The organism is Campylobacter novaezeelandiae (assembly GCF_018968685.1).
Taxonomy (GTDB): Bacteria; Campylobacterota; Campylobacteria; order Campylobacterales; family Campylobacteraceae; genus Campylobacter_D; species Campylobacter_D novaezeelandiae.
The window spans coordinates 820,834-837,080 of record NZ_CP076657.1 but is presented as its reverse complement, the minus strand read 5'-3'; the positions used below and the strand labels follow the sequence as shown (position 1 = coordinate 837,080).

General features: G+C 26.4%; 15 protein-coding genes. 13 read left to right on the top strand and 2 right to left on the bottom strand.

The features are described 5' to 3' along the window. Positions 1 to 90 precede the first annotated feature (90 nt). Complete coding sequence (gene hemW / locus CNZW441b_RS04345; RefSeq protein WP_131186872.1) at positions 91 to 1,155, bottom strand: radical SAM family heme chaperone HemW; 1,065 nt, start codon at positions 1,153 to 1,155, stop codon at positions 91 to 93. 76 nt (positions 1,156 to 1,231) lie between these two features. On the opposite strand from hemW, the gene CNZW441b_RS04340 reads away from it, so the two are divergent. From CNZW441b_RS04340 to CNZW441b_RS04290, 11 genes are all read left to right on the top strand, one after another. Next, entirely contained in the window at positions 1,232 to 1,711 is a 480-nt protein-coding gene (locus CNZW441b_RS04340) for an RNA pyrophosphohydrolase (RefSeq protein WP_131163180.1), read from the top strand. Continuing rightward, entirely contained in the window at positions 1,711 to 2,913 is a 1,203-nt protein-coding gene (locus CNZW441b_RS04335; protein ID WP_131163181.1) for an aspartate kinase, read from the top strand. The genes CNZW441b_RS04340 and CNZW441b_RS04335 overlap by 1 nt, the downstream gene beginning before the upstream one ends. After that, positions 2,913 to 3,446 carry a HobA family DNA replication regulator gene (locus CNZW441b_RS04330; protein ID WP_216681248.1) on the top strand — a complete coding sequence of 178 codons (534 nt, stop codon included), beginning with the start codon at positions 2,913 to 2,915 and terminating at the stop codon, positions 3,444 to 3,446. The genes CNZW441b_RS04335 and CNZW441b_RS04330 overlap by 1 nt, the downstream gene beginning before the upstream one ends. Then, entirely contained in the window at positions 3,447 to 4,052 is a 606-nt protein-coding gene (locus tag CNZW441b_RS04325) for a DNA polymerase III subunit delta' (RefSeq protein ID WP_131163183.1), read from the top strand. It begins immediately after the preceding gene. After that, positions 4,052 to 5,194 carry a dihydropteroate synthase gene (gene folP / locus CNZW441b_RS04320; RefSeq protein WP_131163184.1) on the top strand — a complete coding sequence of 381 codons (1,143 nt, stop codon included), beginning with the start codon at positions 4,052 to 4,054 and terminating at the stop codon, positions 5,192 to 5,194. The genes CNZW441b_RS04325 and folP overlap by 1 nt, the downstream gene beginning before the upstream one ends. Then, the gene (gene ligA, locus CNZW441b_RS04315; RefSeq protein WP_131166028.1) at positions 5,191 to 7,131 is read left to right on the top strand and encodes an NAD-dependent DNA ligase LigA; all 1,941 of its coding nucleotides are present in this window, start codon (positions 5,191 to 5,193) and stop codon (positions 7,129 to 7,131) included. The genes folP and ligA overlap by 4 nt, the downstream gene beginning before the upstream one ends. Beyond that, the gene (locus CNZW441b_RS04310) at positions 7,128 to 8,105 is read left to right on the top strand and encodes a hypothetical protein (RefSeq protein ID WP_131166029.1); all 978 of its coding nucleotides are present in this window, start codon (positions 7,128 to 7,130) and stop codon (positions 8,103 to 8,105) included. The genes ligA and CNZW441b_RS04310 overlap by 4 nt, the downstream gene beginning before the upstream one ends. After that, positions 8,102 to 8,851, top strand: a complete 750-nt coding sequence (gene tlyA, locus CNZW441b_RS04305; protein WP_216681247.1) for a 23S rRNA (cytidine-2'-O)-methyltransferase TlyA — start codon at positions 8,102 to 8,104, stop codon at positions 8,849 to 8,851. Before CNZW441b_RS04310 ends, tlyA begins: the two co-directional genes overlap by 4 nt. Then, positions 8,820 to 9,665, top strand: a complete 846-nt coding sequence (locus CNZW441b_RS04300) for a bifunctional riboflavin kinase/FAD synthetase (RefSeq protein ID WP_243830435.1) — start codon at positions 8,820 to 8,822, stop codon at positions 9,663 to 9,665. The genes tlyA and CNZW441b_RS04300 overlap by 32 nt, the downstream gene beginning before the upstream one ends. Continuing rightward, positions 9,662 to 10,366 carry a carboxy-S-adenosyl-L-methionine synthase CmoA gene (cmoA, locus tag CNZW441b_RS04295; RefSeq protein WP_131163189.1) on the top strand — a complete coding sequence of 235 codons (705 nt, stop codon included), beginning with the start codon at positions 9,662 to 9,664 and terminating at the stop codon, positions 10,364 to 10,366. The genes CNZW441b_RS04300 and cmoA overlap by 4 nt, the downstream gene beginning before the upstream one ends. 111 nt (positions 10,367 to 10,477) lie before the next feature. Beyond that, positions 10,478 to 12,295: a DUF2972 domain-containing protein gene (locus tag CNZW441b_RS04290; protein ID WP_216681246.1), complete on the top strand. Its 1,818-nt coding sequence runs from the start codon at positions 10,478 to 10,480 to the stop codon at positions 12,293 to 12,295. Between the two features lie 105 nt (positions 12,296 to 12,400). Here the strand turns inward: CNZW441b_RS04290 and rpoD are convergent, their stop codons facing one another. After that, on the bottom strand, positions 12,401 to 14,266 hold the full coding sequence (gene rpoD / locus CNZW441b_RS04285; RefSeq protein WP_216681245.1) for an RNA polymerase sigma factor RpoD: 1,866 nt from the start codon (positions 14,264 to 14,266) through the stop codon (positions 12,401 to 12,403). Between the two features lie 157 nt (positions 14,267 to 14,423). On the opposite strand from rpoD, the gene CNZW441b_RS04280 reads away from it, so the two are divergent. Both CNZW441b_RS04280 and flgG read left to right on the top strand, forming a co-directional pair. Next, positions 14,424 to 15,236: a flagellar hook-basal body protein gene (locus CNZW441b_RS04280; RefSeq protein WP_131186329.1), complete on the top strand. Its 813-nt coding sequence runs from the start codon at positions 14,424 to 14,426 to the stop codon at positions 15,234 to 15,236. A 25-nt stretch (positions 15,237 to 15,261) separates the two neighbouring features. After that, positions 15,262 to 16,053, top strand: coding sequence for a flagellar basal-body rod protein FlgG (gene flgG / locus CNZW441b_RS04275; protein ID WP_131186330.1), 792 nt, complete (start codon positions 15,262 to 15,264; stop codon positions 16,051 to 16,053). The last annotated feature ends 194 nt before the right edge of the window (positions 16,054 to 16,247 follow it).

Below are 16,247 nucleotides of genomic sequence, written 5' to 3'. Positions count from 1 at the left end.
TTATTTACCTTAAACAAATTATTATAATTAAAGTAAACAATTTTACATAAATTTCCTAAAAAATAAATTATTTTTATAATTTATATTTTTTTAAGAAAGATAAAGTGCGATTTCATCACTTAAAAGATAGTTAGTATTGTAAAAAATTCCATTTTTATAAATTAGTTTTCTTTTTTTGGTTAAGAAAAATGCTTTTTCCTTAGTTGTATTATCTAATTTTTTTTCATTTAAACCTACGCAGCTTCTAAGTCCTAAAAATAAGTATTCTAAATTTAAGTCTTGTGGATTTAGTTTTTCTATGTCTCTAAAAGTGGGATTTGCTATATAATCTTTTAAATTTTTTATAGTATAAAATCTTTGATTTTTTAAAAATCCTATTGCGCTTAAGCCACAACCTATATAAGCTTTTCCTTGCCAATAGGCAAGATTATGTTTGCAAATATATGTTTTATTTTTTGCAAAATTGCTAATTTCATATTGAAAAAAACCAAGTTTTTTAATATTTTTAATGAAAAAATTCATTAAATAGGGTGCATTTTTTTTAAAGGATTCTTTTTTGGCAAAAATGGTTTTTGGTTCTATGCTAAGATTATAAGCACTTAAATGAGTGATTAAGGGTTTAATTTTTTTCAAATTAAAAAGTTCGAATTCAAGCATTTTTTTATTATCCATTTTTGTATCATAAATAAGATCTAGATTTATATTTTTAAAATTTGCCTTATTTGCATTTTCTAATACTTTAAAAATCATATCTTGGCTATGAATTCTTCCAAGAAATTTTAATTTTTCTGGGTGAAAGCTTTGAGCTCCAAAAGAAATACGATTAAGACCAAAATTTTTCATTTCTTTAAGCCATTCTAAAGAAGTTGAATTTGGATTTGCTTCACAAGTATTTTCTGAATTTTTAGCTAAAAAAGGTTCTAAAATTTTAAAAATTTCTTCATAATATTTAGCTTGTATGATGCTTGGAGTTCCTCCTCCTATAAAAACAGTTTTAATCGATTTTTTCTTTATGTTAAAAAAATTAAGTTGAAAATCTAAATCTTTTTTTAAAGCATTGAAATAACTATCTTCGTAATTCTTTTTTTTTAAAGAGGTAAAAGAACAATAATAACATTTGCTTTCACAAAAGGGGATATGGATATATAAATGCATATGTATTTTCTCTACAAATTTAAAATTTTTGCAAATTTTAATAAAAAATTGATTTGAAATAAGTTAAAATAATTTAATGAAAGAAGAAAATAAAATAAAACGATATAGACCTAATGTTGCAGCAATTATACTTTCAAGTTCATATCCTTTAAAATGTAAAATTTTTATAGCAAAAAGAAACGATATGGAAAATATTTGGCAATTTCCACAAGGTGGGATTGATAAAGGAGAAAATGCCAAAAATGCTTTATTTAGAGAACTTAAAGAAGAGATTGGAACAGATGATATTGAGATTATTGCTGAATATCCTAAATGGTTAAGCTACGATTTTCCAGATAAAATAGCACAAAAAATGCATCCTTATAACGGACAAATTCAAAAGTATTTTTTAGTGCGTTTAAAGGATGATACTAAGGTTAATATAAATACTAAATTTCCTGAGTTTAGTGCTTATGAATTTGTAGAGCTAAAACAGATTTTTAAAATGATTAATCATTTTAAAAAAGATATTTATATTACTGTGATTAAGTACTTTAAAGAGAAAGGTTATATTTAATGCTAATAGTTCAAAAATATGGTGGAACAAGTGTTGGAAATTTAGAACGCATTGAGGCGGTTGCAAATAGGGTGATACAAAGTGTCAAAGAGGGTAATAAGCTTGTTGTTGTAGTGTCTGCTATGAGTGGAGTTACAAATGAGCTTATTGAATATGCTAATTTTTTTAGCAAAGAACCAAAAGCTAATGATTTAGATATGCTTTTAAGTAGTGGCGAAAGGGTGACTTCAGCACTTTTGTCTATAGCATTAAATGAAAAAGGTTTTAAGGCTATTTCTTTTTCTGGAAGAAAAGCTGGGATTATTACTAACAGTGTTTTCACCAAAGCCAAAATTAAATATATTGATCCTAGTGCTATTGAAAATGAATTAAATAACGGAAAAATAGTTATCGTAGCTGGTTTTCAAGGAGTAAATGAAAAAGGAGAAGTAACGACTTTAGGACGCGGTGGTAGTGATTTAAGCGCTGTAGCACTTGCAGGAGCTTTAAATGCTGATTTGTGTGAAATTTATACTGATGTAGATGGAGTTTATACGACCGATCCAAGGATTGAACCTAAGGCTAAAAAGCTTGATAGAATTTCTTATGAAGAGATGTTGGAGCTTGCAAGTTTGGGAGCTAAGGTTTTGCAAAACAGATCAGTTGAACTTGCGAAAAAATTAAATGTTAAATTAGTAACAAGAAATAGTTTTAATGATAATGAGGGGACAATGATTATACAAGAAAATGGAATGGAACAGGCTTTAGTTAGCGGTATAGCTATGGACAAAAATCAAGCTAGAATTATTTTAAGAAATATACAAGATAAACCAGGTATTGCAGCTGAAATTTTTTCAAGCATTGCAAAAGAAAATATCAATGTTGATATGATTATACAAAATGTAGGCATTGATGGGACAACAAATCTTGGTTTTACAGTTCCAGAAAACGAATTAGAATTAACAAAAAAAGCTATGAAAGAAATTTTAGATTCTAATATTATTATAGAAACAGATAGTGCTGTGGTAAAAGTTTCTATTGTAGGAGTTGGTATGAAATCTCATTCAGGTGTTGCTTCAATGGCTTTTAAAGCTTTGGCAAATGAAGGTATTAATATAGAAATGATTTCAACAAGTGAAATTAAAATTTCAATGATAGTTCAAGAAAAATATGGAGAACTTGCAGTAAGAGCATTGCATGAAGTTTATGGACTTGATAAATAATGAGTGATTTTCTTAGTTTTACTTTAGAAAATATTAGAAATGGTGGGACTTTTTTAAATTGGATGGAAAGTCGCCGTTTAGAATGGGCTCCACTTATGGCAGCAAGACTTAAGCATCTTTTAGAGGGACGCACTTTTATACTAATGTGTGATGAACAAAGGTCTTGGTATGAACATTATTTTTTAAAAAATATTAATTCTAAAAATTCAAGACCTATGCTTCCTTTTGTATCTTTGGATTGTCTTTATAAGAAAAAGGTACAAAATACTGAAGATATATTTTTGCTTAATGATTTATTAGATCTTACTTTTCCTAATGGCTATGTCTATTTTTATATAGGAAGCACCACGGATAAAAAATCTTTAATTGCCAAATCTAAAGATGATAGTTTACTTTGGCTTTTTGATGAACAACTTCAAAATAGTTTTTACTTAAATTCTAAAGATAAAGATTTAGATGCTAAGCTTATTTCTTTGTTTAAGCTCTTAGATTTAAGCATAGATGCCATTTTATTTTCTAAGGTTGTTCTTTAAATGTCTTTTGTAAGTAAAATCATCATTAGTAATGATTTTGATGGAATTAAAACTAAAATGATAGAAGATTTTGGTTTTAAAAATTTAAGATTTATTCCAAAAGAAGTTGCTAATGAATTTTTGCTTGATGATGCAAGAGCTGTTGAAAAAGAAAGTTATATTGCTGAAACTCAAGAAAAAATCATTATTTTAATGGCTTATTCTTTTAGAATAGAAGCACAAAATTTTTTATTAAAACTTTTAGAAGAGCCTCCAAGAAATATTAAATTTCTTATAGTAACTCCTTCCAAGAATCTTCTTTTACCAACAATTAAATCGCGTCTTATATGCCAAAAAGATAAAATTATAAAAGAAGAAATTGATCTTAAAATAGACCTTAAAAAACTTGATTTAAAGATGATTTTTGAATTTATTAAAGAAAATGAAAATTTAGATAAAGTAGAACTTATGCAAAAAATCTCTCTTCTTGCTCAAGAATGCTTAAAAGTTAAAAAGTTTAAGGAAGAAGAACTCGATTTTTTTTATAAGGCGTATGAACTTGCAAAATTAAACTCAAAAGCAAGTTTATTGTTTGCAACTTTATTATTAAATGTTTATGAGGCTTAATGAAATTTTTTAAAATTAATCCTAAGACAGATTTTAATCTTCTTTGTGGCTTTATAAATCCTCATAAACTCGGGCAAAAAATTATGTCCAATAAAAAAGAAATTCATTTTATTTTTATTAAAGATATAAGTGTTCCAGCAGCAAATATTTTAAAGCAAGATGCTTTGAGAGTTGGGGCTGAACTTATAACTCATAAAGAAGTGATCACAGCTAAAATTTCACATTCAAATGCTCTTTTAATGGCTACAAAAGATCAAATTCAAAAACTTATAGATAAAGAAAAATTGCAAGATTTTAAACTTAAAAATTTAGCTTCTTTTTTGCAAAATAATTTCTTAAAACCCAAAAACGCAAAATTAATGGCAGTTATTAATATAAACAACGATAGTTTTAATGAGCAAAGTCGTGTTAGTGAGTTGGATTTTGAAAGAAAGCTTATTGAGACTTTATCTTTAAAACCTGAATTTATAGATATAGGAGCGGTAAGTTCAAGACCTGGAAGTGAGTATTGTGGAGAAGAAGAAGAATTTAAAAGGCTTAAAAATATACTTGATTTAATCTATGCTAAAAATTATTATAAAGAAAGTATTTTTAGTTTAGATAGTTTTGATGAGTATTGTTTAGAATATGCTCTAAATAAAGGTTTTAAACTTATCAATGATATAACAGGTTTAAAAAATGAAAATTTAGCCAAACTCGCTGCGAGTTATCAATCATCGTATTGTTTAATGCATATACAAGGAATTCCAAAAACTATGCAAAATGATCCAAAATATGAAGATTTATTATATGAAGTAAGCGAATTTTTTAAAAAAAAATTACAAATTTTAGAAAATTATGGAGTAAAAGATAGTATTTTAGATGTAGGTATTGGTTTTGGAAAAAGCGCAGAGCATAATTTGATTTTAATTAAACATTTAGAACATTTTTTACAATTTAATAAGCCTTTATTGGTAGGAGCGAGTCGTAAAAGTGTAATTAATGTATATTTTAAAAGCGAGGTTAAAGATCGTTTAGCAGGAAGTTTATATTTACATTTAAAAGCTTTTGAAAATGGGGCAAGTATCATAAGAACTCATGATTTATACGAACATAAACAACTTTTTAAGCTTAATGAAGCAATGCAAGAGGTAGTATTATGACTAAAGAAGAATATTTAGAAAAAGTAAAATTAGCAAATCTTTGGATGAGGGCTTATTATGAAAAAGATGAGCCTTTAGCGAGTGATGAAGAATATGATAATTTAATCAAAGAGCTTAAAAAATTTGAAAGCGAAAATCCTAATTTATTACTTAAAGACTCTCCTACACAAAAAATCGCTCCAACCATACAAAGTGAGTTTAAAAAAATTTCTCATTTAAGCCCTATGTGGTCAATGGAAGATGTTTTTAACGAAGATGAATTAAAAGCATGGGCAAAAAGAGCAAGAAGTGAAAATAATTTTTTTATAGAGCCTAAATTTGATGGAGCAAGTTTAAATTTGGTTTATGAAAATGGCAAATTAATAAGTGGAGCTACAAGAGGAGATGGAAAAATAGGAGAAGATATAACGCTAAATGTTTTAGAAATTGATAGTATTCCAAAAAATATTCCTTATTTAGAAAAGATAGAAATTCGTGGTGAAGTAGTAATTTTAAAAGATGATTTTGAAAAGATTAATGAAAAAAGAGCAAATTTAAATCAAAGCTTGTTTGCAAATCCTAGAAATGCAGCAAGTGGGAGTTTAAGACAGCTTGATACAAGTATTACCAAAGAAAGAAATTTAAAATTTTATCCTTGGGGAGTAGGGCAAAACAGTCTTAAATTTAGCAAACATTCAGAGATTATGGAATTTGTAAGAAATCTTGGTTTTTTAAAAGATGATTTTGTAAGGCTTTGTAAGGATTTAAATGAAGTAATGATTGCTTATAGAGAGCTTTTAAATTTAAGAGATAAAAAACCTATGATGATGGATGGTATGGTTGTAAGGGTTGATGACTTAAATCTTTGCAATGAGCTTGGATATACAGTGAAATTTCCTAGATTTATGGCAGCTTTTAAATTCCCTGCACTTGAAAAAACCACGCGTTTAATAGGTGTAAATTTGCAAGTGGGAAGGAGTGGGGTTATAACACCTGTGGCGATTTTAGAGCCTGTAAATTTAGATGGGGTTATAGTTAAATCCGCAACACTTCATAATTTTGATGAGATAGCAAGACTTGATGTAAAAATTAATGATTATGTAAGTATTATAAGAAGTGGTGATGTTATACCTAAGATTACTAAGGTTTTTAAAGAGCGTCGAGATAGTTTAGAACTTAATATTTTGCGTCCAAAAATTTGTCCTACATGTCAAAGTGAGCTTTTAGATGAGGGTGCTTTGATAAAATGTCAAAATATTGATTGCGAGGATAGACTTTTAAATTCAATCATTCATTTTGTCTCTAAAAAATGTTTAAATATAGACGGACTTGGAGAAAGTATAGTAGAGCTTTTATATAAAAATAAAAAAATTACTACAATTGAGAGTATTTTTTATTTAAAAATTAGCGATTTTGAAGGTTTAGAGGGTTTTAGGGAAAAAAAGATTAACAATATATTAAATGCCATTGAGAATGCAAAAAACTGCGATCTTTATCGTTTTATTACGGCTTTGGGTATTGAGCATATTGGAGAAGTAGCGGCTAAAAAATTAAGTCTTAGTTTTGGATTTGATTGGCATAAACAAAGCTTAGAAAGTTATGAAAATTTAGAAGGCTTTGGAAATCAAATGGCTTTAAGTCTTTGTGAATTTATACGTGTTAATCATCAAAGAATTGATAATTTTTATAAAATTTTAAATTTAAGATTGGATCAAAATGAAATACAAAATGATAGTAAAATTATAGGTAAAACTTTTGTCATTACAGGAACACTTTCACGTCCTAGAGATGAATTTAAAGCTTTAATAGAAAGTTTAGGTGGCAAGGTGAGTAGTTCTGTTTCTAAAAAAACAAATTTTGTTCTTTATGGAGAAGAGGCTGGCTCTAAATTAGATAAAGCAAGGGAGCTTAATATAACTTGTATAGATGAAAATGCCTTTAATGAGCTTATAAAATGATAGCTTTATTAGCTCTTTTTGCTTTTATTTTGACTTGGCAATACTCGAATTTTTCTTTGATCTTTTTGCCTTTAATTTTTTATGGTTTAGCTAGAGAATTTTTTGTTTTTTTAAAATTTAGAAAAAATATCATAAAAGAAGCTACTATTGTAAAAAATAGCTTAATTTATCGTTTGAGCATGGGAGATTTTTTAATCTATATCATAAGTTTTTTTATGGCTATTTTTACTTTTTTATCTTTATTTTTAAATTTAATTACAGCTCAAAAACAAGAATTATTTTTTTTGCTTATTTTTTTACCTTTATGTTTAGTGTTTTTAAGAAAAAAATTAAATTTTCAATTTATAGATAATGCTTATAGTGATTTTAGAATCATTATCATAAGTGCATTTTTAATAGCTTTAATTTATGCAATTTTTAATTTATTTTTTAGCTCTTTAGAAGAAGTGAGGTTAGAAAATTTTAGCCAAAATGTTATACCTTATAAGATTTCTACTTTTTTTGTATTTGATTTTATCTCTGAAATTTTGACACTTATAAAGCTTATAGAAGAATATTTTTTATTTTCTTTGGGTGTAGTTTGGTTTAAAATTATTCATTTGATTTTTGATTTTTCAAATTTTTTTATATTTTCTCTTTCTTTTGCTTATATTTATAATTTTGCTTTTAAAATAAAAAATAAGAATTATATATATATCTTTTCTTTTATGATGATTTTGGGAGTATTTTTTATAAAAGAAACAAAAAATGAAAAAATAAAACCTTATCAAAAAGAATTTTCCTTATTTGTAGAAAATGTAGCTCTATTAAAAGAACAAAATTTAACTTCATTAAAACAAAACAAAGAACAAATTGAAAATAATTTAAAAAAAGTTCAAGAACTCTTAAATAAAAATGCTTTTGAGCTTGGAATTTGGTGGTTTTCTAAAGAAAAAGAAGATTTGCAAAAAGCTGTTAATGAAAGTTTAAAATGAGGTATGATTTTTTTGTTTCTAAACGTTTAAAAATCAGCAGAAATAAAGCTATAGAGCTAATAGAAAATAAAGAGGTTTTACTAAATTCTAGATTATTTAAGGCTTCTTTTGATGTGACAACTTTAATTCAAAATAAAGATTTAATTGAAGCAGAAATATTAACTTGCAAAGAGTTAAAACTGGAACTTTTAAGTAAAATTTATGTTTCTCGTGCAGCTTTTAAACTTAAATCTTTTTTAGAAAATAAAAATATTCTTATAAAAGATAGAAATTGTCTTGATATAGGTTCTAGCACAGGTGGTTTTGTCCAAATTTTATTAGAAAATGAGGCTTTAAAAATTACTGCTTTAGATGTAGGTTCTAATCAACTTCATTTAAGTTTGCGCAATAATTCTAAGATAAATTTGATAGAAAATACTGACTTAAGAACTTTTAAAAGTGATGAAAAATTTGATCTTATTACTTGTGATGTTAGTTTTATATCTTTGATGCATTTGCTTTTTTATATTGATAAATTGGCTTTAAAAGATATCATTTTACTTTTTAAACCCCAATTTGAAGTAGGAAAAGATGCTAAAAGAGATAAAAAGGGCATTTTAAAGGATGAAAAGGTAGTGCAAGAAGCAAGAAGAAATTTTGAAAAAGCTTGTATAAATTTAGGTTGGATTTTACAAATTAGTGAAGAATCTAAGATTAGAGGAAAAGAGGGTAATGTTGAGTATTTCTACTACTATAGTAAAAGATAAAGTGAAAAGCTTGGCTATAGGAAGTTTTGATGGAATTCATTTAGGTCATAAAAAACTTATAGATTATTTAGATGATCAAGGCATACTTTTAATCATAGATAAATTTAAAGGTAAAAAACTTTGCACTAATCAAGATAAATTTTTTTTAACAAAAAAAGAAATAGTAGAGCTTGATTTTAAAGATATTAAAACTTTAGATGGTAAAGAATTTTTACAATTTTTAAAAAAAGAATTTAGAAATTTAAAGCTTATTATCGTAGGTTATGATTTTAGTTTTGGCAAAAATAGAGCTTATAAGGCTAATGATATAGAAATGTTAAGCGGTATTAAAACAATTATTGTTGATGAATTTAGTATTAATGGAGTGGGTGTGCATACAAGCTTGATTAAAGAGTATTTAAAGCAAGGTGATATAAAAAAGGCCAACTCTTTTTTAGGCAGAAATTATGGCATTAAAGGAAGGCTAATAAAAGGACAAGGTCTTGGCTCAAAAGAGCTTTTTGCTACTTTAAATTTAGAATGTAAAGATTATTTTTTGCCTAAAGATGGGGTTTATGCAACTTTTATAAAATTTAAAAACCAAAATTATAAAAGTGTAAGTTTTATAGGAATTAGAAGTAGTGATAATAATTTTTCCATAGAAAGTCATATTTTAGAAGAATTTGATGATGAACTAAAATTACATGAAATTCTAGAATTAGAATTTGTGGATTATATCAGGGAAAATCAAAAATTTGAGGATTTAAATAAACTAAAAAATCAAATTTCAAAAGATATACAAAAAGCTAAAGAAATTTTAAAGGATAAAAAATGAAAGATGAGCTTTTTAAACAAGATTTAAAAAAACAATTTGAATTTGATAAAAATGTAGCTAGCGTTTTTGATGATATGATTAATCGATCCGTGCCTTTTTATAAAGAAAATTTAGAACTTTGTGCAAATTTAATAGCAAAAATTATATCTAAAGAAGCTATAATTTGCGATTTGGGTTGTTCTAGTGCGAATTTTTTAATTTTTTTAGCAAATTTAAGAAAAGATTTTAAGCTTTTTGGCGTAGATAATTCTCCTTCTATGCTTGATATTGCCAGATCTAAGATAAAAGCTTATGGCTTAGATGTTAAATTTTTTGAAGCTAATTTGTGCGAATTTGATTTCTTTAAAAGCGATGTTTTTGTGGCTAATTATACTTTACAATTTATTCGTCCACCTAAAAGACAAGAATTGGTTAATACAATCTATAAAAATTTAAATGAGAATGGTGTATTTATAATAAGTGAAAAAATACTTTATGAGGATGCTTTTTTGTCAAAAAATATTATAGAACTTTATGCAGACTATAAACAAAAGCAAGGTTATTCTAAATTTGAAATAGCTGCAAAAAGAGAAGCTTTAGAAAATGTACTTATTCCTTATAGTGAAAATGAAAATTTTACTATGTTTAAAAATGCAGGTTTTAAGAAAGTTGAAAGTATTTTTAAATGGGCAAATTTTGAAAGCTTTATAGCGTTTAAATAAAAATTTAAGAACGGGGGGGGGTATAATAATAATTTGTAAATATTAACCAATAAAACCTATATTAACTTAATAATTAATATAATAACCATTTTTACTTATAAAGGAACAATAATGCAAGATAATGCCTCATATAGAATAAAAAATACCCTCTCTTATAAACTTGGACTTGCTTTAATTAATTTTAATAAAAAAATAAATAATAATAGTATTCTGGGGGGGGGGATTGAGTATTTAAAGCTTATAAAAGAGCTTTATATTTTAAAAAGAACCCATCAAAAACAAAAAATACTCTATAAACAAATCACACAAATCTTTCCAGAACTTACTTATACACCCTTAAAAGATTGTAAAGACTATAAAGAAGCTTTAAAATTAAAACTACATCTTTGTTATTTTTTAGGAGAAGCTTTAATAAAAACTCATAAGAATTGGTATAAAGGATCTTATCTTTTCTTATTTAAAGAATTTAAACAAGCTAAATACAATTATACAAGCATTAAAGAGTTTTTAGATACTTTAAGTTTATATACCACTTCTTTAAATCCTAATATTTATGAAAACATATTAAATCATATTGATTTTTTTACAAACAAAAATTATCAAGAAAATCTTCATAAACTAATCAGTCTTCATAAAGATTATGAAAGTTTGATGAATGCTATATTAAATAATCTTGACTTTGTTATAAAACACTTTGAAACTATAAAAGAATGGCTTAGTTCAAATGAATTTAAAACAAGATATAAGGATGAAAATCATCCTTATCCTTCTTTACTTGATCCAAATAAATTAAAGGATATAAATGAAGAATTAAATTATCATAGTATTGATGCTAATCTTGCATGGGAGTTAAACTTACCTTTACCTGATAATTATGAGTTTGTATGGTTGCAAAAAGATAGTTGTGCTTCTATTGCAACAATAACCTTTTTTAATTTTTTAGTAAAAAAATTTGACACTTTGGTATGGTTGAATGAAAATGAACATTATTATTCTTTAATGAAATTAAAAACGGCATCTATTGCTCAAGGGCATTACAGATTATTATATTTACTTCCTTATAATATTAATTTAATTTTTGTAGTAAGAGATCCAATAAGTATAATCAAGCATGCTTTAAATCATATTGAAAATGATAAAGTTTATTATGGCATAAAAGAAATTGATTTATTAACTAATATCAATTCTTCTTTGTTTCATAAACCTTATTATCGTTATACTAAAAATCCTTATAAAATAGAAATTTCAGATATAGAGACAATTATATTAAATCATGGGGATTATTATTTTAATACCCACAAGAGACTTGAAATTTTAAAGAATAAAATTAAAAATATAGAATGTTTGGAATTTTCAGAACTTAACACTCAAAATGCTTTTAATACTTTTACAAGATTAGCTCATAAATATAATTTTACTCCACCTAGAGATCCTTTGATTTTTCAAGGAAGGGCAAATAGAAATCAAGGAGATTTACTTGTTTTGCCTGTAAATTTATATATTGATAAAAATTGTAAAATTATTATTACAACTCATCAACTTCATAGCAATAAACAAGGTTTTATAGAGATGAGCAAAGAAATATTTGAAAATAGAAATTTAATGTTTGATAATCTTATATTGCTTATTAAAGAGCACGATTATATATCTTTAAAAAATAATCAAGTATTATTTAAAAAATGTAAAAATTATCTTAATGATTATATGGACGCACTAGAAAAGCATGAAATAGATATTAAAAATAATCTTATTAATGAAAAGCAAATTTTAGAATATTTTAAAGACAAAAAAGATTTAAGAATTAAACTAAAAAAACTTTTAGATGATGATTTAGCTTATGTTAAAGAAAATCATCCAGAATATATAGAAAAATGGAAATATTATAAAGAATTTGAGAAAATGTGTGAAGAATTAGATGGAGGGAGTTAAAGATTAAAACTTATCAATAAAATAAAAAATTAATAGTAAAAATTTTTACCCCATAATAAAACCTATTACTTTTAAAGGTTTGATAAAAAAATAAAAGATGGAAAATTATTTCCATCCTTCTATATAGTTTTTAAGCTTTCTTCCAACTTTAGGATGTTTTAATTTTTTAATAGCCGAACTTTCTATTTGACGTACTCTTTCTCTAGTTACATTAAGTTCTTTGCCGATTTCTTCTAGGGTTCTATCGCTTTCATCGTCCATCAAACCAAAACGCATACGAATAACTGCTTTTTCTCTATCATTAAGCTGATCTAAAACTTCGTCAATTTGTTCTTTTAGATCATCTTTTAAGATATGATCCATAGGAGAGAGTGAATTTCTATCTTCTACAAAATCACCAAATTTTCCATCATCTTCATTGCCTATTGGCGCTTCTAATGATATTGGTTCTTTTGTGATTTTAATTACTTGTTTTACCTTATCTACGTTTAAGCCCACCTCTTTGGCTATAATGCTTACATCAGGTTCTTTGCCATTTTTTTGTAAATGTTCTCGTATGATTTTATTGATTTGATTAATAGTTTCTATCATGTGTATAGGAATTCTAATCGTCCTTGCTTGGTCCGCAATTGCTCTTGATATAGCTTGTCTTATCCACCAAGTAGCATAGGTTGAGAATTTATAGCCTCTTTTATATTCAAATTTATCCACAGCTTTCATAAGACCTATATTGCCTTCTTGTATAAGGTCTAAAAAAGGAAGACCACGATTTGTATAGCGTTTCGCGATACTTACCACTAAACGTAAATTTGATTTAGCCATTCTTGCTTTGGCCTCATCTGAAATTTTTTTCCCACGTTTAATTTGCTCTAGAATTTCTTTAAGATGATTTTTTTCAAGATCAAATCCTTTTTTACTAGCTTCTTTAGTTTGAAAGAGTTTTTTGATCTCCATATATGTGCTAACCATAGTAGTTTCTAGTGATTTTTCGGCGATTTCTTCCTTGCTTAATTTTGTAATATCTTTTAAAATATTTGCATGGCGTGTTTTAAGTTCTTCTGAAAACATTGGCAAACGATATTCTAAACGTTTGAGCTCTTTATCAAATTCTTCATCACTTTTAAGAGCTGTTTCCATTGATTTTACAATTTCTGAAATAAGTTTTGAGGTAGGACCCAGATCCATAAGTTTTTCTTTAAGAATATTCTTTTTAAAGGCGATACTTAGTTTATCAAGCAATTCATCATTATCACTTTCTTTGTTATCTGTTTTACTCACTTTAAGCCAATCTTTTTTTGCTTTTTCTAGAGCTTTAAATTTTTCTATAACCTTTAAAGTTCTTTCGTCTTCTTTTTTCTTATTTTTTTTGTTTTTATCTTCATTTTCATTTTCTAATTCTTCATCTTCTTCTTCAAGCTCATCATTTTTATCATCATTTTTATCATCATCATCAAAACTTTTAAAAAGTTCTTTTACTCTTCTTTCTCTATTTATTAAAGGTTCTTTATAGTCTAAGATAAAATCAATCAAATAAGGAACAGAACAAAAAGCATCAATTATTATATCTTCTCCTAGTTCTATTTTTTTAGAGATTTCTATTTCTTCATCTTTGCTAAGTAGAGCAATTTGTCCCATTTCTCTTAGATACATACGCACAGGGGAATCTGATCTACTCCATTCTAACAAATCATTTTCATTTGCCAGATCAAATTCACTTTCTAAACTAGTATCTTGAAGTTTTTGTTTTTCTTCTTGTAATCTTTTAGCATCTTCTATATTTTTAATTTGTGCAATTTCAGCTGCAGAAAAAAGTTGAACTTTATATTTTTTGATTAAAGTCTGTATTTTTTTTGCTATAGATGCATTAGGTTGTTTTGAAAGATATTTAACTAACTTTTCATAAGTAATATAATCTTTTTCATTTTCTTTAAACAGTTCTTCTAATTCTGCTTCTTGAGTTTTTGTGCTCATTGACTTCCTTGTTTATTATATTTTTACATTAAATTTAATATTTTAACTAAAATTTTCTTAAAAATTTATATTTTCATTATAATTTGATATTAAAATGATTTTTGGAACACTCTTTGCTTTAATGCATTTTGAAAATTAAAAAAATATAGGTGAAAATATGCAAAATGGATATTATCAAGCAACAGGTGGCATGGTAACACAGTTTAATAGATTGGATGTAATTACAAATAATCTTGCTAATATTAATACAAGTGGCTACAAAAGAGATGATGTTGTTATTGCAGATTTTAAAAGGATTTTTAAAGAAACTCAAGATGAGTTGCCTATACAAAATCATACAAGAGATGCTTCAAGATTTGTTAATACTACAGTTGATAGGGTTCCGCAAATTGATCAAGAGTATACAGACTTTACTATGGGTTCTTTAAAAACTACTAATAATCCTTTAGATCTTGCAATAACTAGAGAAGATGCTTTTTATCTTGTCCAAACTAATAATGGAGAAATAAGACTTACAAAGGATGGAAATTTTCAACTTGATGATGAGGGTTATTTAGTTAATAAACAAGGTTATAAAGTTTTAAATTCTAACTATTTTGATAATCCAGAAAATGCTTGGATTAAAGTAAATGAAAACGCAAATTATATTAATGTGGATAAAAATGGAAATATTTCCGTTGATGGAAATCAAAACTCAAGATTATTTATCGCTCAAGTTGATGATATAAGAGCCTTGCAAAAAGATGGCGATAATGTATATAAAATTGATGATTTAACAAGAATTAGAGATTTGGATAATTCAAATTCAGTAAGACAAGGTTTTTCTCAAGGATCAAATGTAAATCCTGTTACTGAAATGGTAGGTCTTATAGAGGCTAATAGAATGGTTGAAATGTATCAAAAAGTTATGACAGCACACATGGATGATTTAAACCAAGATGCTATCAATAAACTTGCAAGTGTTAAATAATTAAATAAATCAAAAGGATAAAACTATGATGAGATCACTTCATACTGCTGCTACTGGAATGATAGCACAGCAAACACAAATTGATGTTACTTCAAATAATATTGCAAATGTTAATACAGTAGGGTTTAAAAAGTCAAGAGCTGAATTTGCTGATCTTATGTATCAAACCATGAAGTATGCAGGAACTTCAACTTCGGCTACTACTTTATCTCCTTCTGGTATAGAAGTTGGTGTTGGTGTGCGTCCAACTGCGATTACTAAAATTTTTACAGAAGGAAGTTTTAAGGCTACTAGTACAGATGGTTTGGATATGGCTATTGCTGGAAATGGATTTTTTCAAGTGCAACTTCCTGATGGAACCATAGGTTATACCAGAAATGGGCAATTTACAAAAGATAATGAAGGAAATATAGTAAATTCAGACGGATATAGACTTTTGCCTGAAATGACTATTCCAGAAGGTGCTATAGCGATTAATGTTGCTACAGATGGAACTGTTTCTGTAATGCTTCCAGGAGAACAACAAGAAACGCAAATTGGACAAGTAGAGCTTGTACAATTTATTAATCCTGCTGGGCTTCATTCAATAGGAGATAATCTTTATTTAGAAACAGGTGCAAGTGGAGCTCCGGTTGCTGGAATTGCAGGACAAGATGGCTTAGGACAAATCAAACATGGTTTTGTGGAGCTTAGTAATGTTCAGCTTGTTGAAGAGATGACAGATCTTATTACAGGGCAAAGAGCTTATGAGGCTGGTTCAAAAGCGATCACAACAAGTGATGATATGTTAAGCATAGTTAATCAGCTCAAACGATAATTTTCAAATTTTTCTAAATAATTGTTTAATATTATTTAGAAAATTCTATCATTCTTATTCTTCTAAAATATTATTATTTAAATAAATTATTTAAGACTCAAAATATCCTAAATAGATATTTTGAAATTATTTCTTTTGACTGCTAAATTAATATTGTTTTTATTAAGCATAAACTATAATAAAATTTTTATCTT

Excerpts from the sequence above, each read along its gene's own strand:
- CNZW441b_RS04340 (WP_131163180.1), top strand. The coding sequence starts at position 1,232 with ATGAAAGAAGAAAATAAAATAAAACGATATAGACCTAATGTTGCAGCA.
- CNZW441b_RS04290 (WP_216681246.1), top strand. The coding sequence starts at position 10,478 with ATGCAAGATAATGCCTCATATAGAATAAAAAATACCCTCTCTTATAAA.
- ligA (WP_131166028.1), top strand. The coding sequence starts at position 5,191 with ATGACTAAAGAAGAATATTTAGAAAAAGTAAAATTAGCAAATCTTTGG.
- folP (WP_131163184.1), top strand. The coding sequence starts at position 4,052 with ATGAAATTTTTTAAAATTAATCCTAAGACAGATTTTAATCTTCTTTGT.
- CNZW441b_RS04280 (WP_131186329.1), top strand. The coding sequence starts at position 14,424 with ATGCAAAATGGATATTATCAAGCAACAGGTGGCATGGTAACACAGTTT.
- rpoD (WP_216681245.1), bottom strand. The coding sequence starts at position 14,266 with ATGAGCACAAAAACTCAAGAAGCAGAATTAGAAGAACTGTTTAAAGAA.
- CNZW441b_RS04335 (WP_131163181.1), top strand. The coding sequence starts at position 1,711 with ATGCTAATAGTTCAAAAATATGGTGGAACAAGTGTTGGAAATTTAGAA.
- tlyA (WP_216681247.1), top strand. The coding sequence starts at position 8,102 with ATGAGGTATGATTTTTTTGTTTCTAAACGTTTAAAAATCAGCAGAAAT.
- CNZW441b_RS04330 (WP_216681248.1), top strand. The coding sequence starts at position 2,913 with ATGAGTGATTTTCTTAGTTTTACTTTAGAAAATATTAGAAATGGTGGG.
- cmoA (WP_131163189.1), top strand. The coding sequence starts at position 9,662 with ATGAAAGATGAGCTTTTTAAACAAGATTTAAAAAAACAATTTGAATTT.
- CNZW441b_RS04325 (WP_131163183.1), top strand. The coding sequence starts at position 3,447 with ATGTCTTTTGTAAGTAAAATCATCATTAGTAATGATTTTGATGGAATT.
- hemW (WP_131186872.1), bottom strand. The coding sequence starts at position 1,155 with ATGCATTTATATATCCATATCCCCTTTTGTGAAAGCAAATGTTATTAT.
- flgG (WP_131186330.1), top strand. The coding sequence starts at position 15,262 with ATGATGAGATCACTTCATACTGCTGCTACTGGAATGATAGCACAGCAA.
- CNZW441b_RS04310 (WP_131166029.1), top strand. The coding sequence starts at position 7,128 with ATGATAGCTTTATTAGCTCTTTTTGCTTTTATTTTGACTTGGCAATAC.